This is a genomic window from Mesorhizobium sp. M1A.F.Ca.IN.022.07.1.1, assembly GCF_003997575.1.
Classification (GTDB): Bacteria; Pseudomonadota; Alphaproteobacteria; order Rhizobiales; family Rhizobiaceae; genus Mesorhizobium.
In genome coordinates this window covers 1-24,082 of sequence record NZ_RZST01000044.1, presented here as the reverse complement: position 1 = coordinate 24,082, position 24,082 = coordinate 1, and the positions used below count along the sequence as shown (strand labels likewise).

Annotated in this window: 21 protein-coding genes and 2 pseudogenes; 11 read left to right on the top strand and 12 right to left on the bottom strand. The window is 64.9% G+C overall.

Annotated elements, in window-relative coordinates:
* Positions 1-395 precede the first annotated feature (395 nt).
* Complete coding sequence (locus EOA75_RS08015) at positions 396-899, top strand: group 1 truncated hemoglobin (RefSeq protein ID WP_245307528.1); 504 nt, start codon at positions 396-398, stop codon at positions 897-899.
* 40 nt (positions 900-939) lie between these two features.
* Here the strand turns inward: EOA75_RS08015 and EOA75_RS08010 are convergent, their stop codons facing one another.
* The 4 genes from EOA75_RS08010 to EOA75_RS07995 form a co-directional block, all read right to left on the bottom strand.
* Positions 940-1,185 (bottom strand): MoaD/ThiS family protein, encoded by a 246-nt coding sequence (locus EOA75_RS08010; protein WP_066997117.1) that lies wholly within the window; start codon positions 1,183-1,185, stop codon positions 940-942.
* 62 nt (positions 1,186-1,247) lie between these two features.
* Positions 1,248-3,512 (bottom strand): xanthine dehydrogenase family protein molybdopterin-binding subunit, encoded by a 2,265-nt coding sequence (locus EOA75_RS08005; protein ID WP_127214688.1) that lies wholly within the window; start codon positions 3,510-3,512, stop codon positions 1,248-1,250.
* Between the two features lies 1 nt (position 3,513).
* Positions 3,514-3,990, bottom strand: a complete 477-nt coding sequence (locus EOA75_RS08000) for a (2Fe-2S)-binding protein (protein ID WP_127324017.1) — start codon at positions 3,988-3,990, stop codon at positions 3,514-3,516.
* Positions 3,990-4,850, bottom strand: a complete 861-nt coding sequence (locus EOA75_RS07995; RefSeq protein ID WP_067324793.1) for a xanthine dehydrogenase family protein subunit M — start codon at positions 4,848-4,850, stop codon at positions 3,990-3,992. The genes EOA75_RS08000 and EOA75_RS07995 overlap by 1 nt, the downstream gene beginning before the upstream one ends.
* A gap of 224 nt (positions 4,851-5,074) precedes the next feature.
* On the opposite strand from EOA75_RS07995, the gene EOA75_RS07990 reads away from it, so the two are divergent.
* The 3 genes and pseudogenes from EOA75_RS07990 (at position 5,075) to EOA75_RS07980 (ending at position 8,591) form a co-directional block, all read left to right on the top strand.
* Complete coding sequence (locus EOA75_RS07990) at positions 5,075-6,397, top strand: aminotransferase class I/II-fold pyridoxal phosphate-dependent enzyme (RefSeq protein WP_127214690.1); 1,323 nt, start codon at positions 5,075-5,077, stop codon at positions 6,395-6,397.
* A gap of 89 nt (positions 6,398-6,486) precedes the next feature.
* A pseudogene (locus tag EOA75_RS07985) lies at positions 6,487-7,598 on the top strand (branched-chain amino acid ABC transporter substrate-binding protein).
* A gap of 99 nt (positions 7,599-7,697) precedes the next feature.
* On the top strand, positions 7,698-8,591 hold the full coding sequence (locus EOA75_RS07980) for a LysR family transcriptional regulator (protein ID WP_245459071.1): 894 nt from the start codon (positions 7,698-7,700) through the stop codon (positions 8,589-8,591).
* Positions 8,592-8,643: 52 nt separating this feature from the next.
* Here EOA75_RS07980 and EOA75_RS07975 read toward each other — a convergent pair whose 3' ends face one another.
* Positions 8,644-9,225 carry a TetR/AcrR family transcriptional regulator gene (locus EOA75_RS07975; RefSeq protein WP_127216118.1) on the bottom strand — a complete coding sequence of 194 codons (582 nt, stop codon included), beginning with the start codon at positions 9,223-9,225 and terminating at the stop codon, positions 8,644-8,646.
* A gap of 140 nt (positions 9,226-9,365) precedes the next feature.
* Between EOA75_RS07975 and EOA75_RS07970 the strand changes: the two genes are divergently transcribed.
* The gene (locus EOA75_RS07970; RefSeq protein ID WP_127324016.1) at positions 9,366-10,223 is read left to right on the top strand and encodes a crotonase/enoyl-CoA hydratase family protein; all 858 of its coding nucleotides are present in this window, start codon (positions 9,366-9,368) and stop codon (positions 10,221-10,223) included.
* On the opposite strand, the gene EOA75_RS07965 is transcribed toward EOA75_RS07970, so the two are convergent.
* The 5 genes from EOA75_RS07965 to EOA75_RS07945 all read right to left on the bottom strand — a co-directional run bounded on the left by EOA75_RS07965 (position 10,220) and on the right by EOA75_RS07945 (position 14,562).
* Positions 10,220-10,534: a cupredoxin family copper-binding protein gene (locus EOA75_RS07965; protein ID WP_127324015.1), complete on the bottom strand. Its 315-nt coding sequence runs from the start codon at positions 10,532-10,534 to the stop codon at positions 10,220-10,222. The genes EOA75_RS07970 and EOA75_RS07965 overlap by 4 nt on opposite strands.
* Positions 10,531-11,055, bottom strand: a complete 525-nt coding sequence (locus EOA75_RS07960) for a DUF4142 domain-containing protein (protein ID WP_127324014.1) — start codon at positions 11,053-11,055, stop codon at positions 10,531-10,533. Before EOA75_RS07960 ends, EOA75_RS07965 begins: the two co-directional genes overlap by 4 nt.
* 226 nt (positions 11,056-11,281) lie before the next feature.
* Positions 11,282-11,977 carry an RNA polymerase sigma factor gene (locus tag EOA75_RS07955; protein WP_095824661.1) on the bottom strand — a complete coding sequence of 232 codons (696 nt, stop codon included), beginning with the start codon at positions 11,975-11,977 and terminating at the stop codon, positions 11,282-11,284.
* A 94-nt stretch (positions 11,978-12,071) separates the two neighbouring features.
* Positions 12,072-13,157 carry an HPP family protein gene (locus EOA75_RS07950; RefSeq protein ID WP_095802569.1) on the bottom strand — a complete coding sequence of 362 codons (1,086 nt, stop codon included), beginning with the start codon at positions 13,155-13,157 and terminating at the stop codon, positions 12,072-12,074.
* Positions 13,158-13,380: 223 nt separating this feature from the next.
* A complete protein-coding gene (locus EOA75_RS07945; protein ID WP_127324013.1) occupies positions 13,381-14,562 on the bottom strand; it encodes a cystathionine beta-lyase in 1,182 nt (393 codons plus the stop codon).
* Positions 14,563-15,141: 579 nt separating this feature from the next.
* On the opposite strand from EOA75_RS07945, the gene EOA75_RS07940 reads away from it, so the two are divergent.
* From EOA75_RS07940 to EOA75_RS07925, 4 genes are all read left to right on the top strand, one after another.
* Positions 15,142-16,170, top strand: coding sequence for an amino acid ABC transporter substrate-binding protein (locus EOA75_RS07940; RefSeq protein WP_066997146.1), 1,029 nt, complete (start codon positions 15,142-15,144; stop codon positions 16,168-16,170).
* A gap of 62 nt (positions 16,171-16,232) precedes the next feature.
* On the top strand, positions 16,233-17,420 hold the full coding sequence (locus tag EOA75_RS07935) for an amino acid ABC transporter permease (protein WP_127324012.1): 1,188 nt from the start codon (positions 16,233-16,235) through the stop codon (positions 17,418-17,420).
* A gap of 4 nt (positions 17,421-17,424) precedes the next feature.
* Complete coding sequence (locus tag EOA75_RS07930) at positions 17,425-18,582, top strand: amino acid ABC transporter permease (RefSeq protein ID WP_067324810.1); 1,158 nt, start codon at positions 17,425-17,427, stop codon at positions 18,580-18,582.
* Positions 18,583-18,597: 15 nt separating this feature from the next.
* Complete coding sequence (locus tag EOA75_RS07925) at positions 18,598-19,401, top strand: amino acid ABC transporter ATP-binding protein (protein WP_066997155.1); 804 nt, start codon at positions 18,598-18,600, stop codon at positions 19,399-19,401.
* A 148-nt stretch (positions 19,402-19,549) separates the two neighbouring features.
* On the opposite strand, the gene EOA75_RS07920 is transcribed toward EOA75_RS07925, so the two are convergent.
* Both EOA75_RS07920 and EOA75_RS07915 read right to left on the bottom strand, forming a co-directional pair.
* A complete protein-coding gene (locus tag EOA75_RS07920) occupies positions 19,550-20,779 on the bottom strand; it encodes an FAD-dependent monooxygenase (protein WP_127324011.1) in 1,230 nt (409 codons plus the stop codon).
* A 26-nt stretch (positions 20,780-20,805) separates the two neighbouring features.
* Entirely contained in the window at positions 20,806-21,051 is a 246-nt protein-coding gene (locus tag EOA75_RS07915; RefSeq protein WP_066997164.1) for a zinc-finger domain-containing protein, read from the bottom strand.
* A gap of 240 nt (positions 21,052-21,291) precedes the next feature.
* Here EOA75_RS07915 and EOA75_RS07910 point away from each other — a divergent pair, with 240 nt between their 5' ends.
* Both EOA75_RS07910 and EOA75_RS07905 read left to right on the top strand, forming a co-directional pair.
* The gene (locus tag EOA75_RS07910; RefSeq protein ID WP_127324010.1) at positions 21,292-23,487 is read left to right on the top strand and encodes an RNA degradosome polyphosphate kinase; all 2,196 of its coding nucleotides are present in this window, start codon (positions 21,292-21,294) and stop codon (positions 23,485-23,487) included.
* Positions 23,484-24,082 (top strand): annotated as a pseudogene (locus EOA75_RS07905) (exopolyphosphatase); the annotation flags it as partial. The gene EOA75_RS07910 and the pseudogene EOA75_RS07905, both read left to right, overlap by 4 nt.

Genomic DNA, 24,082 nt, shown 5'->3' with positions numbered 1-24,082 from the left:
TCCTCAGGCTGAGCGTCCATGTCTCGATCGGCCCGAGCGGGCTTTCCGACCAGGGATATTCGCGAATGAATCGCGCCATCTCGCCGTTTCCGCGAGGCCACGATTCACGGAAGAGCCCGTCAGCCATAGGCGCATTAACGCGCGACGCCGTTTATGTATCCGTCTCCGTCACGCAAAATTTTAGCCATCGTGAATAGACCCCAGGCTGCCGGTCCGCCGGAGGAATATTTCGGGCGCAGTTTCGTTAGTTCCTCATACGATGCCGTTTGAGGCAAAGTGCATATGTCCCGCAATCACGCATTGAAGCCGCCAGAGCGGCCGGCTCTGGCCCAACGGAGGTACCGGAGATGAAAACGGCTGTTTCGACCTCTCTTTCGAGACGAAGCGTCGTCGCCGTGCTGGCGGCGGCGGCCGCGTCGACCGCCATGTTGCCCGCCGGCGATGCGCTGGCGCAGACCAAGCAGACCGCGCCGGACAAGAGTCTATACGATCGGTTGGGAGGCGTGTTCGCCATCGCAGCCGTGGTCGATCACTTCAGCGACGCCGTCGTGAAAAACCCCATCGTCGGCAAGAAGTCCAAGAACCCGCAACTGCGCAAATGGCACACCAAGAACCTCGAACGGCTGCCGGGCCTCAAGTTCATGCGTACGCTGTGGGTGTGCGATGTTTCCGGCGGCCCCTTCAAGTTCGTGGCCACCGAGCCGGGCGCGACGCCGCTCGGCCTCGAGGAGGCCCACAAGGACCTGAAGATTTCTCCCGCCGAGTTCGACGAGGTCGCAGCGGAACTCGGGCGGACGCTCGACCGCTTCAAGGTTCCGAAAGCCGAAAAGACCGAGGTCCTGGAAGCCTTTGCCGCGCACAAGGATGAGGTCACTGCCGGCTCTGTCAAAAAGGGGTGAGGCTCAGCGCGAATCCGGCGAAGGCGGTCCGCCGCTCCGCCTATCCACCCGCCAGCCGCGGCAGCAGGAAAATCTCCGCCCCCGGCGGCAGTTCCTTCGACCACGTGTCGCGATAGATCGTCCCGTCGATCGCGACCGCGATGCCGCGATCGAGCAGGGGTTCGAACGCGGGATGCTGTTCCGCAAGCTTGCGGAACAGCTCCCTGATGTCCTTGGCCTCGATGTCGAGCTTGTCCTTGCCTCCGGCGGCGGCGCTGAGCGAGCCCCAGAGCGTGACTTGGACCATTATCGCCTGATCCTCATTGGACCGTGACGTGAGCTGAAAACCGCTTCGCGCTTTTCAGCATGCTAGCCTTCCCGTTCGGCCTCGAGCGCTGCAAGAATCCGCGGCGGCGACATCGGGATGTGGCTCATGCGCACGCCCACCGCGTTCGACACCGCGTTGGCGATCGCCGCCAGCGGCGGCACGATCGAGGTCTCGCCGACGCCGCGCACCCCGTAGGGGTGGTTGGGGTTGGGGATTTCGAGGATCTGCGTGTCGATCATCGGCAGGTCGGAGCACACCGGGATGCGGTAGTCGAGGAAGCCCGGGTTCTGCAGGCGGCCGTCCTTGCCGTAGATATACTCCTCGTTGAGCGCCCAGCCGATGCCTTGCGCGGCACCGCCCTGGTACTGGCCCTCGACATAGGTCGGGTGCACGGCCTTGCCGGCATCCTGCACCACCGTGTAGCGGATCACCCTGGTCGAGCCGGTCTCGGGATCGACCTCGACGTCGCAGATATGGGTGGCGAAGGAGACGCCGGCGCCGTCGGCGACGAGCTCGCTATGGCCGGCGATCGGCCCGCCGGTCTTGCCGGACTGTGCGGCGATCTCCTTCAGCGACAGCTTGCCGAGATTGCCGTGCTTCTCGCCCTTGGCGACCGCGTGGCCTTTTTCCCAGGCAACGTCGTCGACCGAGATGTCCCACATCTGCGCGGCGCGCTCGCGCAGCACCTTGATGGCGTTGCGGGCGGCCGAGATGGTCGCCATCGAGGAGGAGAAGGTGCCGCGGCTGCCGTCGGTCATGTCGTTGTAACCGAGGCTGGAAGTGTCGGCGACGATCGCCTTCACCTGGCTGTAGTCGATGCCGAGCTCTTCCGCCGCCACCAGCGACAGCGACGCGCGCGAACCGCCGACGTCGACCGTGCCGACGGCGAGCGACACCGTGCCGTCCATGCCGATGTTCAAGTCGGTGCAGGTCTGGCCGCCGAAGTTGAACCAGAAGCCGCAGGCCATGCCGCGGCCCTGGTTCTGAGCCAGCGGCGCGCGCATATGCGGGTGCTCCTTGACCGCCTCGAGCGTCGGTCCGATGCCGATCGGGCCGTAGACCGGGCCGTAGGAGGCGCGGGTGCCTTCCTGCGCCGCATTCTTGATGCGGAACTCGACTGGGTCGATACCGATCTTCTTGGCGAGCTCGTCGACAGCGCTTTCCACCGCGAACGCCGCCATCGGCGCCGAAGGCGCGCGATAGGCCGCGGTCTTGGGCCGGTTGACCAGCACCTCGTAGCCGACGGTCTTGACGTTCTCCAGCTTGTAGCAGGCGAATGCCGTCATGGCCCCGATCTCCGCCCACATGCCGGCATAGGGGCCGCAGGTGTAGCGCAGCGTCGCTTCGGCGGCGGTGATGGTGCCGTCCTTCTTCGCGCCGATCTTGACGTCGATCGAGGTGGCGCTGGTTGGCCCCGAGGCGCGGAACACTTCGTCGCGGGTCATCACCAGCTTCACCGGGCGGCCGGCCTTGCGCGACAGGGCCAGCGCCACCGGCTCGGCCCAGACATGGGTCTTGCCGCCGAAGCCGCCGCCGATCTCGGAAGAGGTGACGCGCAGCTTCGAGACTTCGAGGCCGAGCAGCTGGGCGCAATGCTGGCGATAGACGAAATGGCCTTGCGTGCAGACCCAGAGATCGGCCGTGCCGTCGGGATTGACGCTCGCCACGCAGGCATGCGGCTCGATATAGCCCTGATGCGTCTGCTCGGTCTTGAAGGAGCGCTCGACGACGAAATCGGCCTGGGCAAAACCCTGGTGGACGTCGCCATGGCCGTATTGCGTGCGCTTGGAGACGTTGGACGGCTTGACCGGCTTTTCCTCCAGCCCTTCGGTGAAGATGGCATCGTTGATGAGCGGGGCGTGGTGCTGCATCGCCTCGTCGACGTCGGTCACATGCGGCAGCACCTCATAGTCGACCTCGATCAGCTTCAGCGCCTGCCTGGCGGTGCGGGCATCGATCGCCGCCACCGCGGCCACGGCATGGCCGTCATAGAGCGCCTTCTTGCGCGCCATGCAATTGTCGAGGGTGTCGAACATGCCGGCATCGCCATCGGTCAGGTCCGGCAGGTCTTTCGCCGTGATCACCGCCTTCACCCCGGCGAGCTTTTCGGCTTTCGAGGTGTCGATCTTCTTGATGATCGCGTGGGCGTGCGGGCTGCGAAGCACACGGCCGACCAGCTGCCCGGCCATGTTGAAGTCGGCGCCGTAGCGGGCGCGTCCCGTCACCTTGTCGACGCCGTCGGGGCGGAGGGGGCGCGTGCCGACAGATGAGAAGCTGCGTCCCGAGTAGCGCGGATCGAAATTCATCTCAGGCTCCCTTCATCACGTTTGCCGCGTCCTGGACGGCGCGCACGATCTTGTCATAGCCGGTGCAGCGGCAGAGATTGCCGGCGAGCCCGAAGCGGATTTCCTCCTCGGTCGGGGAGGGGTTCTTCTCGAGCAGATCCTTCGCCGCAATCAAAAAACCTGGCGTGCAGATGCCGCATTGCAAGGCGGCGTGCTCGAGGAATTTCTGCTGCAGCGGATGCAGCTGGTCGCCATGCGCCATGCCTTCGATGGTCTCGATCTGGCGGCCTTCGGCCTCGGCGCCGAGCACCAGGCAGGAGCACACCAGCCGGTTGTCGACGATGACGCTGCAGGCGCCGCAGTCGCCGGTCCCGCAGCCTTCCTTGGCGCCGGTCAGTCCCAGCCGGTCGCGCAGCACTTCGAGCAGCGTCTCGTCCGGCTGGCAAAGATATTCGACGTGGTCGCCGTTGATTGTCGTTGAAACCGCTACACCGGCCATCATTTGCCTCCTGCACGCTCATAGGCGGTGGTGGCGACACGCTTCGCCAGCACACCCGCAACTTTCCGTCTGAATTCGATGGTGCCGCGCTTGTCGTCGATCGGTCGGCAGGCGCCCGCGCAGATCTTGGCGAGCCGCTCCAGCGTCGCCTCATCCAGCTTCGAGCCGACGAGCACCTCGGCCGCCTCCTCGACCAGCAGCACCGTGGGCGCCGCGGCGCCCAGCGCCACGCGGGCCGACTTGATCGCGCCCGCCTCGCCGAGCGTCAGGTTCACGCCGGCGCTGACCACGGCGATGTCCATCTCGGTGCGCGGAATGAAGCGCTGATAGGCGTCGCCCGCATTTGGCGCGCGCTTGTCGAGCAGGATCGCCTCGATGATCTCGCCCTTGGCCAGCGAGGTACGGCCCGGTCCGGTCGGCACGGCTTCCACGGGGATCGTGCGCCTGCCGTTCGGCCCGGCAACCACGGCCTCGGCGCCGGCAGCCACCAACGCCGGCACGCTGTCGGCGGCGGGCGAGGCGTTGCAGAGATTGCCGACGATTGTGCAGCGTCCCTGCACCTGCTTCGAGCCGATCAGCTTGGCCGCCTCGACGACGCCCGGCCAGGCCTTCTTCAGCGCCGCGTTCTCGCCGAGCACCGCGCAGGGCACCGCGGCGCCGATGCTGAAGCCTTCTGCCGTTTCCTTGATTTCGCTAAGGCCCGCGATCGCCTTGATGTCGACGATCAGCTCGGGCTCGATGAAGCCGCCCTTCATCCTCACCAGAAGGTCGCTGCCTCCGGCAAGGATCGCGGCCGGGCCGGCCGCGCTGGCCAACAGGCCGGCGGCCTCTTCTATTGATTGCGGACGTATGTAGCGCATCGTCTCCCCTTGGTGGTCATGATCAGATCGACCGTTATAAAGACTCTCCTTATAATGACCATCCGCTTCCTGCATTGCACCACCTAAGTCAGGCGCATTGCCCTAATTCCTACCCCTAAATTTTGTAAGCCTAGCCGCTAGAACTACTCGTTTGCGCTCGGCCGGCCAAGCCTCCACCATGCCCTGACGAGCCGGACATCGCATCCGGCAACAGGGAGGCTTCGATGACCGCTCTTGCCCGCAGGCCCTGGGTTCCCACGCACTGCGAGGATTTTATCCAGGCGCTGGCGACGGCCACAAGCGGGCAGGGGAACGACGCCGTGCTCGCCGCGATAGAGGGCGGCATCGCGCTCAACCGGCGAATCCACGAGGCCGACTGCATCAACCTCAATCCGGCGACCAATGTGATGAACCCGAAGGCGGAGGCCGCGCTTGCCGCCCGGCTCGGCTCGCGTCCGTCGCTCGGCTATCCCGGCGACAAATACGAGATGGGGCTGGAGGGCGTCGAACGCATCGAGGTCATCGCCGCCGAGCTGGCGGCGCAAGTCTTCGGCGCGAAATACGCCGAAATCCGCGTCCCTTCCGGCGCCATCGCCAACCTCTATGCTTTCATGGTCGCGGCGCGGCCGGGTGACGCCATCATCGCGCCGCCGCCGGCCATCGGCGGCCATGTCACGCACCATATGGCGGGCTGCGCCGGCCTGTACGGGCTGGAGATTCATGCCGCGCCCGTCGATGCCGGCGGCTACACGGTCGATATCGAGAGGCTGCGCGCGCTTGCCCTTAAGATCAGGCCGAAGATGATCACCATCGGCAGCAGCCTCAATCTGCTGCCGCATCCCATCCAGGAAATCAGGGCGATCGCCGACGAGGTCGGTGCGCTGGTGCTGTTCGATGCCGCGCATCTCTGCGGCATGATCGCCGGACAGGCCTGGCAGCAGCCGCTGGAGGAGGGCGCCCATCTGATGACGATGAGCACCTATAAGAGCCTCGGCGGCCCGCCTTCGGGCCTGATCGTCACCAACGACGCCGAGATCGCCGAAAAGCTCGACCGCATCGCCTTTCCCGGCATGACCGCCAATTTCGATGCCGCCAAGGCCGCCGCCCTGGCCATCACCATGCTCGACTGGAAGGCGCATGGCCGGGCCTATGCCGCCGCCATGGCCGGCACCGCCAAGGCGCTGGCAAGCGCGCTGGCTGAGCGCGGCCTGCCGGTGTTCTCGACCGCCAAGGGGCACACCGCCTCGCACCAGTTCGCCATCGAAGCGGCGGAGTTCGGCGGCGGCCAGGCGGCGGCGAAGCGGCTGAGGCGTGCAAACATCCTCACCTGCGGCATCGGCCTGCCGGTCACGGCGGTCGATGGCGACATGAACGGCCTGCGCTTCGGCACGCCCGAGATCGTGCGCTGGGGCATGACGGAGAAGGACATGCCCGAGCTTGCCGCCCTCATCGCCAGGGGACTGCGTGGCAACGATGCCGTGGAGGATGTCGCGGCGGATGTGAGTGCATTCCGGCGCCGGTTCACGAAGCTGCATTTCGTCAGCTGAGCGCCTGAACCCGCGGGCAGGGAGCCCGCTTCGTCAAAAGCAAGGGCCGCGGGCGAGAAGCCCGCCTTCTTCAACAAAGGGGAATGACCATGCGCATGATTCTGCGATTGATGACTGCTGCCCTGATGGCCGCCGCCGCCGGCGTCGCCAGGGCGGATATCGTGCTGGGCGTCGCCGGCCCGATGTCGGGGCCGAACGCCGCCTATGGCGAGCAGTACCGCGTCGGCGTCGAGACGGCGATCCAGCGCATAACGCCAATGGCGGCGTGCTCGGTCAAAAGCTCAGCGTCTCGGTTGGCGACGATGTCTCCGACCCCAAGCAGGGCGTGTCGGTCGCCAACAAGTTCGTCGCCGACGGCGTGCACTATGTCGTCGGCCACTACAATTCCGGTGTCACCATTCCGGCCTCGGAGATTTATGCAGAAAACGGCGTGCTCTTCGTCACGCCCACGGCCACCAACCCGATGGTGACTGAGCGAGGCCTATGGGACGCGTTCCGGGCCTGCGGCCGCGACGACCAGCAGGGCATCATCGCCGCGAAATTCGTGCTCGAGCGTTTTGCCGGCAAGAAGGTCGCGATCGTCGACGACAAGTCAACGGCCGGCAAGGGCCTCGCCGACGAGATGGCCAAGGCCTACAATTCCGGCGGCGGCAAGGAGGTGCTGCGCGAGGAGATCAACCCGGGCGAGAAGGACTACAGCGCGCTTGTCGCCAAGATCAAGGAGTCGGGCGCCGACCTTGTCTATTATGGCGGCCAGCACACAGAGGCCGGCCTCATCGTGCGCCAGATGCACGACCAGGGCGTCAAGACGGTCCTGATGGGCGGCGACGGCATATCCAACAGCGAGTTCGGCGCCATCGGCGGCGATGGCGCGGCCGGCACGCTGATGACGTCCTTCCCCGATCCGGCGAGCTTTCCCGAAGCCAAAGACGCGGTCGCCGACCTGAAGGCGAAGAACGTGCCCACTGAAGCCGTCACGCTCTATGCCTATGCCGCCACCCAGATCCTCGCCGAGGCGATCGCCAAGGCCAAGGTCGACGACCCGAAGGCGGCGTCCGACTATCTCCATTCGGGAGCGCCCATCCCGACCGTGCTTGGCACCATCTCCTATGACGACAAAGGGGATATCAAGCAGCCGGGCTTCGTCGTATTTGAGTGGCGGAAGGTCGACGGCAAGCTCGTTCCGGTGGCCCTCAAATAGACTTGAGGTCCTGGAGGCGAGCGCAGGCGGTCGCCGTTCTTTCGCTCGAAGCATTGCCGCGCCGTCATGGCAGGCGGCGCGGCATTGGGAAAGCTGCAGATGGCCGTCAATCCGCCGCGACCGCGCATGCCGCCGCTCAACGCCCTCAGGGCCTTCGAGGCGGCGGCACGCCATGAAAGCTTTGCCAAGGCGGCGGACGAACTCGGCGTGACCCCCGCCGCCGTCTCGCATCAGGTGAAGGCGCTGGAGGCTTGGCTAGGCTCTCCGCTATTCGTGCGTCACGCGCAAGGACTGCACCTCACCGATGCTGGGCGTTCGGCGCTGCCCTCGTTTTCCACCGCCTTCGACGCCCTGGGGCTCGCCGTGCAGGAATTGCGCATCTCGGCGCCCCGGCCGCAGGTCAGCGTCGCGGCATTGCCTTCGATCGCGCAGCTCTGGCTGGCGCCGCGGCTGCCGGCCTTGCGCGCGGCGCATCCGGCGCTGCGCCCCTCCATCCATGCGCTGGAAGAGCCGCCGGACTTCCGGCGCGAGCCTTTCGACCTCGCTATTTTCCTCACCAGGTCGGGCGCCGGCCGATCCTTCAAGCTCTGCGACGACGTCATCTTTCCTGTCTGCGCGCCGGCGCTGGCCAGGCAATTGAAGACGCCGGCCGAACTTTCCTCGCAGCTCCTGCTCTGGGACACCACCTGGACGGAGGATTGGAGCCTTTGGTTCGAAGTCGCCGGCGTGAAAGGCCCTTCGATCGAGACGGGCTCCGAATTCTCGCTCTACAGCATGGCTGTGCAGGCCGCCGTCGACGGCGCCGGCGTTTTGATGGGGCATGAGGCGCTCGTGTCGCGCGCTCTCGCCGCCGGCTCGCTGGTGGCGCCGTTTCCCGAGTTGCGCGTGCCGACCGGCCGCGCTCTCTCGATCTTGGCGCCCGACCGTCCGCCCGCGCCCGCCGCCGCCATGATCGACTGGCTGCTGGCAGAGGAGGGGGCAGCGCGCGGCTGAGGCCGCCGGACTCGCCCGTCGCGGTCCACGGGGTCAGGACGCCGGGCGAGGTCTACGCCGCTGCCATCCGCGCCCGCACCAGCGTCGCGGCGGCGTGGCCGGCGGCGGTGATGTAGTCGGGATTGTGATGGATCAGCATGCTGGAAAAGGCGCCGTCCATCAGAAGCACGATCTCGCGCGCCAGCATCTTCGGCTCGCGCACGCCATGGCTAGAAAGCTCGCCCGCCAGCCATTTCTCGAAATTGCTCTTATGGCGCGAGCCCGCCTTCACCGCCGGATGGCCGGGCATCGCGGCGAGTTCGGCGGCCGTGCGCAGGAAGCCGCAGCCCTTCCATTTGACGTGCCGCGCCACGCGCGCCAGATGGGTGAAGATCGCCACGACCTTCTTGTCCGCGCCGCCTTGCGCCGCCTCGAACCAGCCGGCCATCTGCTTGAGGTTCGGCTGGTCGCGGCTGTCGAGATAGGCCGTGATCAGCTCGTCCTTGCTCTTGAAGTGGTAGTAGAGCGTGCGCTTGGTCAGCCCCGCCTTTTCCGCCACGGCATCAACGCTGACCCGGCCGATGCCTTCGGCATAGAAGAGTTTTGCAGCCGCGTCGACGAGGCGTTTCCTGGTTGGATTGGGCTTCTCGGTCATCCGTCAAGTATACCGACTAGTGAATATACAAACAAGCCGGAAGCTGATCCCTTGCAGCCGTTCCACAGAGCAATTCCAGGAAACTGCGCAGCGGTTTCCGTTCGGAATTGCGGAGAAAACGAACGGCTAAGGAGAACACTATGACCGAGCCCGTGCTTTGCGACATCCGCGACCGCGTCGCGGTGCTGACGCTCAATCGCCCCGAAAAGCTCAATGCCCTAAATTACGGCCTTATCGACCGCCTGCTGGCGATCCTCGACAGGATAGAGACCGACGATGCCGTGCGTGCCGTGATCCTCACCGGGGCAGGGGAGCGCGCCTTCTCGGCCGGCGGCGACATCCACGAATGCGCGTTGAGCGTGGCCGAAGGCACGGATGTCGCGCTGCGCGATTTCGTCATGCGCGGCCAGCGGCTGACGGCGCGGCTGGAAGCGTTCCGCAAGCCGGTCATCGCCGCCGTCAACGGCCTTGCCTTCGGCGGTGGCTGCGAGATCACCGAGGCGGTGCCGCTGGCGGTCGCCAGCGACCGTGCCCTGTTCGCCAAGCCGGAAATAAAACTCGCCATGCCGCCGACCTTCGGCGGCACGCAGCGCCTGCCGAGGCTTGCCGGGCGCAAACGCGCGCTCGAACTGCTGCTTACCGGCGAGCCTTTCTCGCCCGCGCGGGCGCTGGAACTCGGGCTGGTCAACAAAGTCGTGCCGCATGAGGAGCTGATGCCGGCCGCGCTCGATCTTGCGAACCGCATCATCCGCCATTCGCAGGCGGCGGTGGCTGGCATTCTCACCGCGGTGGCGCGCGGCATCAACCTTAACATCGCCGAGGGCCTGCTGGTCGAGGCCGAGCAGTTCGCCCGCATGGCCCCGACCGCCGACCTCGGCGAAGGGCTCAGCGCCTGGATCGAGCGGCGCCAGCCCATCTATGACGGCTCATGGACGCACGTCACCCGGCTCAGCGAGGCACGGCGCGCCTCGCTTCGGCGCGATCCCGCGGCGGACTAGGGCGCCACGTTGAGGTGCCCCTTCATGTTGGGGTGGAAGCGGCAGAAATAGTCGACCGCTCCCGCTTGCTTGAGCGTGATCCTGCCTTTCGATTTCGGCGGGATCATCACCTCCCAGCCGCCCTTCACTGTCGCGGTGTGGGCGATGACGTCCTTGTTCACCCACTCGATCGTGTCGCCGACCTTGGCCTCGACGCTCGCCGGCGAGTAGACCAGCCTGTCGATGGTCACCTTGATGGTGGCGGCGAGCGCCGGCGGCGCGACAAGCGCCAGCGTCAGCGAGCCGAGCAGCGATAACGCGCCCGCCCTCATTTCAGCGTGCCGGCGACATGCTCGGCATGCTGCTCATGTCCCTGGAAGATTTTCAGCCCGGTCTCCAGCAGGCTCTTCAGCTCGGCATTGCTGGCCCAAGGAATGAGCAGGGTTTCGAGCGCGCCGTTGACCTGCTTGTGATAGGCGACCTCGTTCTCGATATAGGCCTTGTCGAAGGCAGTGCCCTCGAGCTTCGCCAGCTTGGCGCGCTCTTCCTTCGCCGCCTTGGTCAGCGCCTGGCTGGTGGCGTTGTCTTCCGGCTTCACCTTCAGCTTCTTCACCAGGTCGAGAGCCTGCTTGTTCACCGCCTCGTGGTCGCGCTCCATATCCTTGGCAAAGTCGACGACCTCCTTGGTTTTCGACTTCTGGATCGCCAGCTTCGCCGCCTCGATGTCGAGCACGCCGGCCGTATAGGCGATATGGGCGATCTGCGGGTCGGTCGGCTTCTCGGCGGCCCCAGCCAGCGGCGCTGCGCTGACGAGGAGGAAGGCTGCGAGGGCTGCGGTCGGTCGGGTAAACATGGCATCTCCTTCGCCCGGCGCAGAGGCACCGGGCTTCATTCTCAGTTGACGGCCATTGGATGCGGGAGAGGGCGAAACGTTCCCGGGAAAAGTCGCGGGACACATACTCATCACTTCGTCATCTTAGGGTCTGCGCGCGTCGCTTTGCTCCTGCTACGCCCAGGATGACGAGGCGATGGCGGCGATGCCTATCCTCAACGCGGGCTTCGCAAAATCTGAACGCGCCTCAGGCCTCGAACCCCAGCCTCTTCATCACCGCCTGCGTGAGCCGTTCGCAGCGCCGGCCGGCGAAAGGAAAAGCGTCGAGCAGCACCGGGCCGATCTCGTCGTCCAGCGCCTTGCGCACCAAGGCACGCGCCCGGTGCAGCCTTGTCTTCACCGTTTCCGGCCTGATGCCGAGCAGGTCGGCGGTTTCCTCGATGCTCAATCCCTCGATGACGCGGGCGACGAAGACCGTGCGATAGACATCGGGAAGGCTGTCGGTCGCCCGCTCGACAAGCCCGAGGATCTGCCGCTGCGCCATTGTCCGCTCCGGATCGTCGCCAGGGTTCAGGTCATTTGAATTCAACGGAAACCGGATGATCTGCGCGTCAGGGTTTTCAGGCATTGCCACGATGCGTTTTCTCTTGCGCAGCCGGCCGAGCGCCTCGTTGATGACGATGCGCGACAGCCAGGTCGAGAGCGAGGCATCGCCGCGGAAGCTGTCGAGGCTGGCGAAGGCGCGCATATAGGCTTCCTGCACGATGTCCTCGGCCTCGGCGTCGTTGCGCACCACGCCGCGCGCGATGCGGTAGAGCCGCTGGTTGTGCGTCTTGATGATCAAGCGAAAGGCGCCCGGGTCCCGTGCCAGGGCCCGGTGCACCAACGCCATCTCGCCGGCCTCCGCCGCCGAAACCGCGGCGGCCTGACTTGCTGACTTCATCATCGCGCCCCGATCTCCCAACAGGCGTTGCATCCGGGCAATTGGACGCGCCTGCCGGCAAAAGGTTCCCGGATTTTCCCGATCCAGTCGCGCGCTATGCTACAGCTTTCAGCGGCGGCCTGTCTGCAGCCTGCGCGCGGGCGGCGGCGGCAAGCAGATCGGTCTGGGTGATGAGTCCGAGAATATGCCGTCCGGCGTCGACGATCACCACCGCATGGCTGCGCCCGTCGGTCAGCAGCGGCAGCAGGCTCATCGCCGGCGTCTCGGGCGAGGCCGTGCCGGCCTTCGACATCACGCCCTTCACGGTGTCGGTCGCTTGCGTCAGTTCGCGCAGGCCGACGGCGCCGACCAGCCTCGCGTCGGCGTCGACCACCGGCAGGGTGCGGATATTGTGGTCGAGAAGCTGCTTGCGCGCCTCGTCGGCGGTGGCGTTCTCCGACATCGAGATCACGTCGCGGGACATGATGTCCCGGCAGAGCAGCGTCCGATGCGCGCGCACCATCGCCTGCAGCTCGACCTGGCGCAGCAGCCTTTCGATGTCGTCACGGTCGATGTCGAAGGTCTCGTCGAGTGCCGCCAGGGCGGCATCGACATCCTCGGGCCGGAAGCCGACGCGCTCCGCCGGCGGCCGGTCGGCTGTGCCGTGGCTGTTGGCGGCAGGCTGAGGCACATGCGGATAGTTGCGCCGCGACAGCTTGTGGAACAGGAAACCGAGCGTCACCAATATGATCGAGTTCAGCGCCACCGGCACGAAGGGAAACAGGAAGCCGGCGCTGATCACGGCCGGCCCGCCAAGCACGCCGGTGAGGGCTGCCGCACCGCCCGGCGGATGCAGTGAGCGCGTAAACGACATGGCGGCGATCGCCAGCGCCACCGCCAGCCCGGAGGCGATCACCGGGTTGTGCACGAAATGCGCCACCGTCACGCCGACCAGCGCGGAGATCGTGTTGCCGCCGATGATCGACCAGGGCTGCGCCAACGGGCTCGACGGAACGGCAAAGAGCAGCACGGCGGACGCGCCCATCGGCGCCACCAGCATCGCCACATGCGGTCCGTTGCCCATGGCGAGCCCGCTGATCACGCCGGTCAGCGCGATGCCGATGGTCGCGCCGATGCAGGCAAGCAGCCGCTCGCGCAGCGTCGCGCCGGCAAGGATCGGAACGAAGAGGCGGAACGCCATGGCAGCCCCAGGTCGAATGGCTTGAACTGTCGAATGGTGGAATTTGCGCTGCCCGAAATGCCGCCGAAGCCACGGATTTGGAAGCCAAACCAATCCGTATATTCGCGGCTGGAGAGAATATTATTGCAGCGCGGATCGCCTGCGAGATGCCGCCAGCGGCCTCGGCTTTCTCAATCGCGCCAAGGCTTTACGGCCGTCCGCGGATTCAGTTTGGCAACGGCATTTAGCACCGTCGCTCAGGCTCGGCCGCGGCGGCGAGGCCGCGCTGGATGTCGGCCTTGAGGTCCTCGACGTCTTCCAGCCCGATCTGCAGGCGGATCAGCGGCCCGGCATAGGAGCCCTTGGCGATGGTGCGGTCGCCGAGGAAAACCGGCACCGCAAGGCTCTCATAGCCGCCCCAGGAGTAGCCGAGGCCGAAGATGGTCAGCGCGTCGAGGAAGGCGTGCTGCGTCTTCTGTCCGCCGCCATTGAGAACGATCGAAAAGACGCCGCTCGAGCCGCAGAAATCGCGCTTCCAGAGCGCATGGTCGGGATGGCTCGGCAGCGCCGGATGCAGCACCTGCGCCACGCCCGGCTGCTCCTCCAGCCAGCGCGCGATTTCGAGCGCGCTCTTCTGGTGCTGCTCCAGCCTCACCCCCATGGTGCGCAGGCCGCGCAGCGTCTGGTAGATGTCGTCCGGGCCCGAACAGCAGCCCAGCGTGCAGAACCCGTCATAGAGCTGCTTCCAGCAAGCCTCATTGGCCGAGACCAGGCCGAGCAGGACGTCCGAATGGCCGGCTGGGTATTTGGTTGCCGCATGGATCGAGATGTCGACGCCGTGGTCGAGCGGCTTGAAGTAGAGCGGCGTCGCCCAGGTGTTGTCCATCATGACGAGCGCGTTTGCCGCATGCGCCGCCTTGGCGATCGCCGGAATGTCCTGCACCTCATAGGTGTTCGATCCCGGCGACTCGGTGAACACCACCTTGGTGTTGGGCTTGATCAGCGATGCAATTCCGGCGCCGATGCGCGGACCGTAATATTCGACTTCGATGCCGAGCCGCTTCAGCATCGTATCGGCGAAATTCCGCGTCGGGTGATAGACCGAATCGACGATCAAAACATGATCGCCGGCCGAGACGAAGGTGAGCAGGGGAATCGTCACCGCAGCCAGTCCCGACGGCACGGCGATCGTGCCGGCCGACCCTTCCAGCGCATCGACGGCGAGCGTGAGCGCATCCATCGTCGGCGTGCCGCGCGTCCCGTAGGTGTATTTCTGGCTGCGCGAGGCCATCGAAGCGGCGTCGGGGTAAAGCACCGTCGAGGCATGCACGACCGGCGGATTGACGAAGCCGAAATAGTCGCGCGGGTTGTTGCCGGAATGCGCAAGCCGCGTGTTGATGCCGATGTTGCTGCCGTCTGTCGCCATAGTTCGTCGCTCGTCGCCCATAGTTCGTCGCTCGTCGCAGTGTGTCAGGGGCTCAGCCATAGAGCGATGGAACTGGTCGCGCAACCGCTGCGAACCCGCCAAGCGATGGTGTTTGGCTGGGCCAAATGAGAGGTCGCCGGCTCATCTTTCGTGCTCTTTGCAGGCTTCCGGCGACGATGCGCCGGAGGCAGCCTGGCGCGCCTTTCTTCGCTACGAATCACGCCAGTCCTTCCATTGCCGCCAACAAGTAGTAAGAGGCGGGAGTTCAGGTAATGGCCAAAATTTCGATGGCGCCGGACTTGCCGGTCCCGGCTGCAGCTCTTGGCCAATTTGCGGGCGCTTTTGGCTGCAATTCTGTGATTTGCAGCAATCGGTTTTCAAACGTGTCGCAATTCGGTCATTTCCCTTGACCTCACAGGAATAATCGCCTTCGATGCGTTTCGTGAATGGGAGGCAGTGCATCGGCGAAACGATGCGGGTCCGGGAGCGGGCCTACGTGGGAGCTGCATTCACAAACGAAAAAAGATCAAGCGTCGCCTGCAATTAGGGGCGCCTGTAACAGAAAAGGGTCTGTGGGTCATGAAACACATTGCATTGGGCATGCTTGGCGCCGCCGCGCTCGGGCTCATGGCGTCCGCCGCTTCGGCCGGCACGCTCGACACCGTCAAGCAGAAGGGCTTCATCCAGTGCGGCGTCTCGACCGGCCTCGCCGGCTTCTCGGCGCCGGACGACAAGGGCGACTGGAAGGGCATCGATGCGGATTTCTGCCGCGCTGTCGCGGCCGCCGTCTTCGGTGACGGCTCCAAGGTCAAGTTCACGCCGCTCAGCGCCAAGGAGCGTTTCACCGCCCTGCAGTCGGGCGAGATCGACATCCTCTCGCGCAACACCACCTGGACGAGCAACCGCGACAGCGCGCTCGGCCTCGATTTTGTCGGCGTCACCTATTATGACGGCCAGGGCTTCATGATCAACGCCAAGAAGCTGCCGGGTGTGAACTCCGCGCTGCAGCTTTCGGGCGCCGCGGTCTGCGTGCAGAGCGGCACCACCACGGAGCTCAACCTCGCCGACTACTTCAAGAAGAACAAGATGGAGTACAACCCCGTCGTGTTCGAGAAGCTGGAAGAGGTCAACGCCGCCTATGATTCGGGTCGCTGCGACGCCTACACCACCGACCAGTCCGGCCTCTACGGCATCCGCCTGACGCTCTCCTCGCCCGCCGACCACGTCGTGCTGCCCGAGATCATCTCCAAGGAACCGCTCGGCCCGGCTGTGCGCCAGGGCGACGATCAATGGGCCCATATCGCGCGGTGGACTTATTTCGCGCTGCTCAATGCCGAGGAAGCCGGCATCACGCAGGCCAATGTCGAGGAGATGAAGTCGTCGACCGATCCGAACATCCAGCGCCTCCTTGGCACTGAGCCCGATGGCAAGTACGGCGCCGATCTCGGCCTCTCCAACGACTGGGTTGTCAACATCATCAAGGCGGTCGGCAACTACGGCGAAATGTTCGAGCGCAATGTCGGCTCGGGCAGCCCGCTCAAGATCGCGCGCGGCATCAACGCTCTGTGGACGAAGGGCGGCCTGCAATATGGTCCGCCGGTTCGCTGATGGAAATGTGATCCGGGAGGCAGGTCGTCTGCCTCCCGGTTTCTCTTTTCAGGGGATCGTCTATGGCTTCGCAGGAAATCCTTCGGCAGGAGCCGGGTCGCGGCTCCTTCATCAATGACCCGAAAATACGCGCCCTGTTCTTTCAGACGCTGGTCGTAATTCTTCTGTTCGTTTCGATCTGGTGGATCGTCAACAACGTCATCGAGAACCTCCAGCGCCTTCACATCGCCTCAGGCTTCCAGTTCCTCAGGAACAGGGCCGGTTTCGATATCTCCGACACGCCGATTGCCTACACGTCGGACGCAACCTATGGCCGTGCGCTCATCGTCGGCCTGCTCAACACAATCATCGTTGCCGCCGCCGGCATTGTCCTCGCCACCATAGTCGGCTTCATCATTGGCATCGGCCGGCTATCGCAAAATTGGCTGATCCGTAAGATCTGCACGGTCTATGTCGAGATCTTCCGCAATATCCCGCCGCTGCTGGTCATCTTCTTCTGGTATTCGGGCGTGCTCGCGGTGCTGCCGCCGCCGCGCGAGAGCTATCACCTGCCGTTCGGCTCCTTCCTCAACCAGCGCGGCTTCTATTTTCCGCGCGGCATCTGGGGCGACGGCTCCTGGCTGATCCTGGTTGCATTTGTCGTAGCGCTGGCCATGGCATGGTTTGTCGCGCACCGGGCGCGCCAGCGGCAGATGGCCACCGGCCAGCAATTCCCGGTGTTCTGGACCTCCGTCGCCCTGATCGTCGGCCTGCCCGTGCTCGCCTTCCTGCTCGCCGGCATGCCGCTTACGTTCGACTTCCCGAAGCAGTCGACCTTCAATTTGACAGGCGGATTTCAGATCAAGCCTGAGTTCCTGTCGCTCCTGCTGGCGCTTTCCTTCTACACGGCCGCCTTCATCGCCGAGATCGTGCGCGCCGGCATCAAGGGCGTCAGCAAAGGCCAGAGCGAAGCGGCGGCTGCACTCGGCCTACGCTCCGGGCCGATCCTGCGCCTGGTGGTGATCCCGCAGGCGATGCGCATCGTCATCCCGCCGCTTACCAGCCAGTATCTGAACCTCACCAAGAACTCTTCGCTGGCGATCGCCATCGGCTACCCCGATCTCACCGCCACCGCCGGCACGGTGCTCAACCAGACCGGCCAGGCGGTCGAGGGCGTGTTCCTCATGATGATCGCCTATCTGGTGCTGAGCCTCGTCACCTCTGCGGTGATGAACGTGGTGAACGCCAGAATGGCGCTGGTGGAGAGGTAGAGCCATGCAGGAACACGACATGTCCTGGGTGCGCACCGAGATGACGCTGGCGCAGCCGGCGCCTCCTGGCGAGCGCGGCGCCTATGCCTGGGTGCGCAAGAACCTGACCGCATCGGTTGGCGACACTATCCTGACCATCCTCGGCATCGCCCTAGTCGCCTGGATCCTGCCGCAGGTCATCAACTGGGCCTTCATAAACGCAGTGTGGACCGGGCCGGACCGCACGGTCTGCGCCACCGTCTCGCAAGGCGGCATCCAGCCCGACGGCTGGACCGGCGCCTGCTGGGCTTTCGTCAACGCCAAGTTCGGCCAGTTCATGTTCGGCACCTATCACATCGAGGAACGCTGGCGGCCTATCCTGGTCGCCATCCTGTTCGTGGTGTTGCTGGTGCCTATGCTGATCCCGCGCGTGCCGCGCAAGGGGCTGAATGCCATCCTGCTCTTCCTCGTGCTGCCGGTCGTCGCCCACTTCCTTTTGGTCGGCGGCGTGTTCGGGCTGCCGCATGTCGAGACCTCGCGCTGGGGTGGGCTGCTGGTGACGCTCAGTCTCTCCTTCGTTGGTATGGCCGTGTCGCTGCCCCTGGGCATCGCTCTGGCGCTCGGCCGTCGCTCCCAGATGCCGATCGTCAAATGGCTTTGCGTCGTCTTCATCGAGACGGTGCGCGGCATTCCGCTGATCACCGTGCTGTTCTTCGCGAGCGTCATGCTGCCGCTTTTCCTTCCCGAGGGCGTTACCTTCGACAAGTACCTCAGGGCGCTGATCGGCGTGTCGCTGTTTGCCGCCGCCTATATGGCGGAAGTGGTGCGCGGCGGCCTCCAGGCAATCCCGAAGGGCCAATATGAGGGCGCCGATTCGCTCGGCCTCGGCTATTGGCAGAAGATGGGCTTGATCGTGCTGCCGCAGGCGCTGAAGCTGGTCATTCCCGGCATCGTCAACACCTTCATCGGCATGTTCAAGGATACCAGCCTGGTGCTCATCATCTCGATGTTCGACCTGCTCGGCGTGGTGAAGCAGAATTTCTCCGATCCCAACTGGGCGACGCCGCAGACCCCGAAGTCCGGCTTGATCTTCGCCGCCTTCGTGTTCTGGCTGTTCTGCTTCGGCATGTCGCGCTATTCAATGTACACCGAGCGCCGGCTGGACACCGGCTACAAACGATAAAAAGGGGAATTGGCCATGGCCACCGAAAACGCCGTCAGCGCGGAAGACCTCAAGGTCGATGCCAAGAAGATGCACATCTCGACGACAGATGTCGCCATCGACATCGTCGGCATGCACAAATGGTATGGCGAGTTCCATGTGCTGAAAGACATCAACCTAAAGGTGATGCGCGGCGAGCGCATTGTCATCTGCGGCCCGTCCGGCTCCGGCAAGTCCACCATGATCCGCTGCATCAACCGCCTGGAAGAGCACCAGAAGGGCAAGATCATCGTCGACGGCAAGGAACTCACCAACGATCTGAAGAAGATCGACGAGGTGCGCCGCGAGGTCGGCATGGTGTTCCAGCACTTCAACCTGTTCCCGCATCTGACAATCCTGGAGAACTGCACGCTGGCGCCAATCTGGGTGCGCAAGACGCCAAAGAAGCAGGCCGAGGAAATCGCCATGCATTTCCTGAAGCGCGTCAAGATCCCGGAGCAGGCCAACAAATATCCTGGACAGCTCTCCGGCGGCCAGCAGCAGCGCGTGGCGATCGCCCGCTCGCTCTGCATGAACCCGCGCATCATGCTGTTCGACGAGCCGACCTCGGCGCTCGACCCTGAAATGATCAAGGAAGTGCTGGAGACGATGGTTGGCCTTGCCGAAGAAGGCATGACCATGCTGTGCGTCACCCACGAGATGGGCTTTGCCCGCAAGGTCGCCAACCGGGTGATCTTCATGGATCAGGGCCAGATCGTCGAGCAGAACACGCCGGCCGAGTTCTTCGATAATCCGCGCCATGAGCGGACGAAACTGTTCCTGTCGCAGATCCTGCACTGAGCTTCTGACGCCAATTCGAGAAGCCCGGCCGCCAACGGCCGGGCTTTTGAGCGACCGGTTGGTGAAGCGCGCTGCCGGTCTCGCCTTCCATAGTTGTCGAGGCGCGGTAGCATTGGCGGTCGTGCAGGACACCGCTGCAGCGAACGCCTCACCGCCTGTTCCGCTCCTCCCAGCCATAGAGCCAGTCCAAATCTCCCGCGAGCTTCTCCGCCGGGCGCGTCGCCAGCACCAGGTTGCGCGCGATCGCAACCGGGCCCCATGCGTGCCAGGCCATGCGGTTGAGTGCGCCGCGTCTGAGCACCTTCTCGATGCGCGGCCGCCTGAGATTTTCCCATGTGGTGAGGCTCTGCCGCGGATCGCCGTCGAATTCGGCGACCAGATCGGCGAGCATCGCGGCATCCTCGATCGCCATCGCCGCGCCCTGCGCCGCGAACGGGGTCATGGCGTGCGCCGCGTCTCCGATCAGGGCTACGCCCTTCGGCATCGTCCAGCGACGTTGCTCGACGGTGTGGATCGGAAACGCCGTCCATGGCCCGGCAAGCCCGGCAAGCCTTGCCAGCGCCGGCGACGTACCGCGCATGGCGCTGGCGAGGATGGCGGGGTCCGCATGGCCGGACCAGCCTTCGGCGATGCGCTCGCCCTTGGTGAAGGCGGCCAGGTTGAAGGCGCTGCCCTTGCTCACCGGATACGCGACCATATGGAAGCCGGGATGGAGGAAGGCGGTGATGCAGTCGCCGGCGGCGATTGCTGCAAAAGCCTGGCCGGCGGCGCTTGTCGCTGCAACCGTTGCGCGCCAGGCCAGCTCGCCCGAGAAGCGGTTCTTCCCGAAGGCCGGCTCTCGACCCGCAAGCAGCCTGCGAACCGACGACCAGACGCCGTCCGCGCCGATCAGCAGGCCGCCGGCGGCCTCGATGCTGCCGCCATCCGTTTCGGCGGCGACGGCGATGTCTTGCGGGTGAACAGCGACGTCCGTTACCCGCGCGCCGGTGACGAGTTGGATTTCAGGATGCTCCGCCATCCGCGCCGTCAGCGCCGCCTGCAGGTCGGCGCGGTGCGCCACCAGATAGGGCGCGCCCCAACGCTCTTCGCCGGCCTGGCCGAGCGGCACGCGCGCCAGTTCGCGCAAGGTGGCAGCGCCCTTCAGCACCACCGCTTCCGGGCGGATCGCGCTCAGCCGCAACCGGTCGAGCGCGCCGAGCCGACTGAGCATACGGGTGGCGTTGGGGGAAAGCTGGATGCCCGCGCCCACCGCTTCGAGCTGGCTGGCCTGTTCCAGCACCGTGACGGCATGGCCGTGTTCGGCAAAGGCAAGAGCTGCTGTCAGTCCGGCGATACCGGCCCCGGCGATGACGACCTGCCGGGACCGCGCCTCCTCCATGGTCTAGCGGTCACCCAGATCCGCGATCAGGCGGCCTGGTCGATATAGAGGCAGCCGGCAGGCTCGGTTTCCGTCGCCTTCAGCTTCGGCGAATAGCGGTAGAGCGTCGAGCAGTAAGGGCAGACCTTTTCATTGTCGTCGCCCATGTCGAGGAATACATGCGGGTGGTCGAAAGGCGGGTTGGCGCCGGTGCACATGAATTCCTTGACGCCGATATCGATCGCCGGATGGCCCGCGTCGTTCTGGAAATGGGGAATGGTACCGCCTGCCATCGTCGTCTCCTTCAGTTCGGCCCGTTTGCATCTGGATCATAACCGGCCGGTTTGCAAGATCGATGAAATGAAACTGTCGCAAAAGGCTGGCAGAGGATAAGTTGAGCCGGTTAAGCGCATGAGGCCGGAAACGAAGCGATTCCGTGACATCATGCGTCATAAAAGCGTGTTAGAGCGTGCATAGCGCGTCCGGCGGCGTATGGCGCTCAAAGAACGACGTTGTGGCCAAGAGCAGGAACCATGAACGAACTGAAGCCGGTGCAGAGCGAGTTCATCACCGTCGAGGCGGCGAGCCCGGACGGCGGCAATCCAGACCGTTTCGTCAACCGCGAGTTTTCCTGGCTGCAGTTCAACCGCCGGGTGCTCGAGGAATCGCTGAACGAGCATCACCCGCTGCTCGAGCGCGTCCGCTTCCTGTCGATCTCGGCCGCAAACCTCGACGAGTTCTTCATGGTGCGCGTCGCCGGCCTCGCCGGTCAGGTGCGCGAGGGCATCGCGTTGAAGAGCCCGGACGGCCGCACGCCTGAGCAGCAGTTGGAGCAATTGCTGCGCGAGGTCGAGCGCCTGCAGGAAGACCAGCAGAAGAGCCTGTCGGTCTTGATGGAGCTGCTCAACAAGGAAGGCATCGAAAGCATCCCCCGCGACGGCCTGACCAAGGACGAGAAGGCCTGGCTGGAGGAGCATTTCCAGGGTCAGGTTTTCCCGGTGCTGACGCCGCTGTCGATCGACCCGGCGCACCCGTTTCCGTTCATCCCCAATCTCGGTTTCTCAATGGCGCTGCAGCTGCGCCACCGCAAGAACGGCGAGGAGATGAGCGCGCTCTTGCGCTTGCCGGTGGCGCTGCGGCGGTTCATCCGTCTGCCCGACCGCAAGCATCATGTCCGCTTCATCCCGCTGGAAGAAGCGGTCGGCCTCTATATCGGCAAGCTCTTCCCTGGATATGAGGTCAAGGGCTCGGGCACGTTCCGCATCATCCGCGACAGCGATATCGAGGTGGAGGAGGAATCGGAAGACCTCGTTCGCCTGTTCGAGACGGCGCTGAAGCGCCGCCGCCGCGGCTCCGTCATCCGCATCGAATTCGACACGCTGATGCCGGCCGAGTTGCGCGACTTCGTCGCCGGCGAGCTCGGAGTATCGTCGAGCCGCATCAGCGTGCTCACCGGGCCGCTGGCGCTCAACCAGATCTCCGAGATCGTCGCCATCCCGCGCGACGACCTCAAGTTCACGCCCTACAACCCGCGCTTTCCCGAGCGCATCCGCGAGCATGGCGGCGACTGCCTGGCCGCGATCCGCGAGAAGGACATCATCGTCCACCACCCCTACGAATCCTTCGACGTCGTGGTGCAGTTCCTGCGTCAGGCGGCGGCCGATCCGGAAGTCGTCGCCATCAAGCAGACGCTCTACCGCACCTCGAACGACAGCCCGATCGTGCGGGCGTTGATCGACGCGGCGGAGGCCGGCAAGTCGGTGACGGCGCTCGTCGAGCTCAAGGCGCGCTTCGATGAAGAGGCCAATATCCGCTGGGCGCGCGACCTCGAGCGCGCCGGCGTCCAGGTCGTCTTCGGCTTCCTGGAGTTGAAGACCCACGCCAAGATGTCGCTGGTGGTCCGCCGCGAGGACGGTCGGCTGCGCAATTACGTGCATCTCGGCACCGGCAACTACCATCCGGTCACCGCCCGCATCTACACCGACCTGTCCTTCTTCACCACCGACCCGACGATCGCGCGCGATGTCGCGCAGATCTTCAACTTCATCACCGGCTACGCCGAGCCTGCCGAGGAGATGCGTCTTGCGGTGTCGCCGTTCACGCTGCGCGACCGCATCCTGAGGCACATCGCCGAGGAGATCGCCCATGCGCTCGAAGGCAGGCCGGCCCGTATCTGGATGAAGATGAACGCGCTCGTCGATCCGACCGTCATCGATGCTCTCTATAACGCCAGCCGCGCCGGCGTCGAGATCGATCTCGTCGTGCGCGGCATCTGCTGCCTGAGGCCGCAGGTGCCGGGTCTTTCCGAGAACATCAGGGTGAAGTCGATTGTCGGCCGCTTCCTCGAGCACAGCCGCATCTACTGCTTCGGCAACGGCCACGGTCTGCCGTCCGACGAAGCGATCGTCTACATCTCCTCGGCCGATATCATGCCGCGCAATCTCGACCGCCGCGTCGAGACCCTGGTGCCGATCACCAATCCGACTGTGCATGAACAGGTGCTTGGCCAGATCATGCTCGGCAACATCATGGACAATCAGCAAAGTTTCGACGTATTGGCTGATGGCACCTCCCGGCGCGCTGCGCTCGAGGAGGGCGAGGAACCGTTCAACGCGCAGGAATATTTCATGACCAATCCGAGTCTTTCCGGACGGGGTGACGCGCTGAAATCGCATGCGCCAAGGCGCATTGCACAGTTTAAGCGCCGCAAGAAGAACGCCGCCGCGTGATTTCAGTCTCCCAGGGCCGGCTCCAGGACCGGCGGCCGCTGTCGATCATCGACATCGGATCGAACTCGATCCGCCTCGTCGTCTATGAAGGGCTGGCCCGCTCGCCGACGATGCTGTTCAACGAAAAGATGCTGGCCGGCCTCGGCCGCGGCATCGTTTCGACGGGCAAGCTCGATCCCGAGGCGGTGACGCGCTCGATGGAGGAGTTCCGCCGTTTTCGCGCGCTTTCCGATCAAGCCGGCGCCGAGCACATCTATGTGCTGGCGACCGCGGCCGCGCGCGAGGCGGTCAACGGCCCGGACTTCATCCACCGCGCCGAGGATGTGCTGAAGACCGAGATCCGCGTGCTTTCCGGCCGCCAGGAAGCGCATTATTCGGCGCTTGGCATCATTTCCGGCTTCTATCCGGCCAACGGCATCGCCGGCGACCTTGGCGGCGGCAGCCTGGAACTCGTCGACATCAATGGCGAGGCGATCGGCGACGGTATCACGCTGCCGCTCGGCGGCCTGCGCCTGCAGGACATGGCGAAGAACTCTCTCGTCCAGGCGCAGAAGATCGCGCGCCAGGAGCTGGCGCGGGCGAAGCTTTTGAAGGG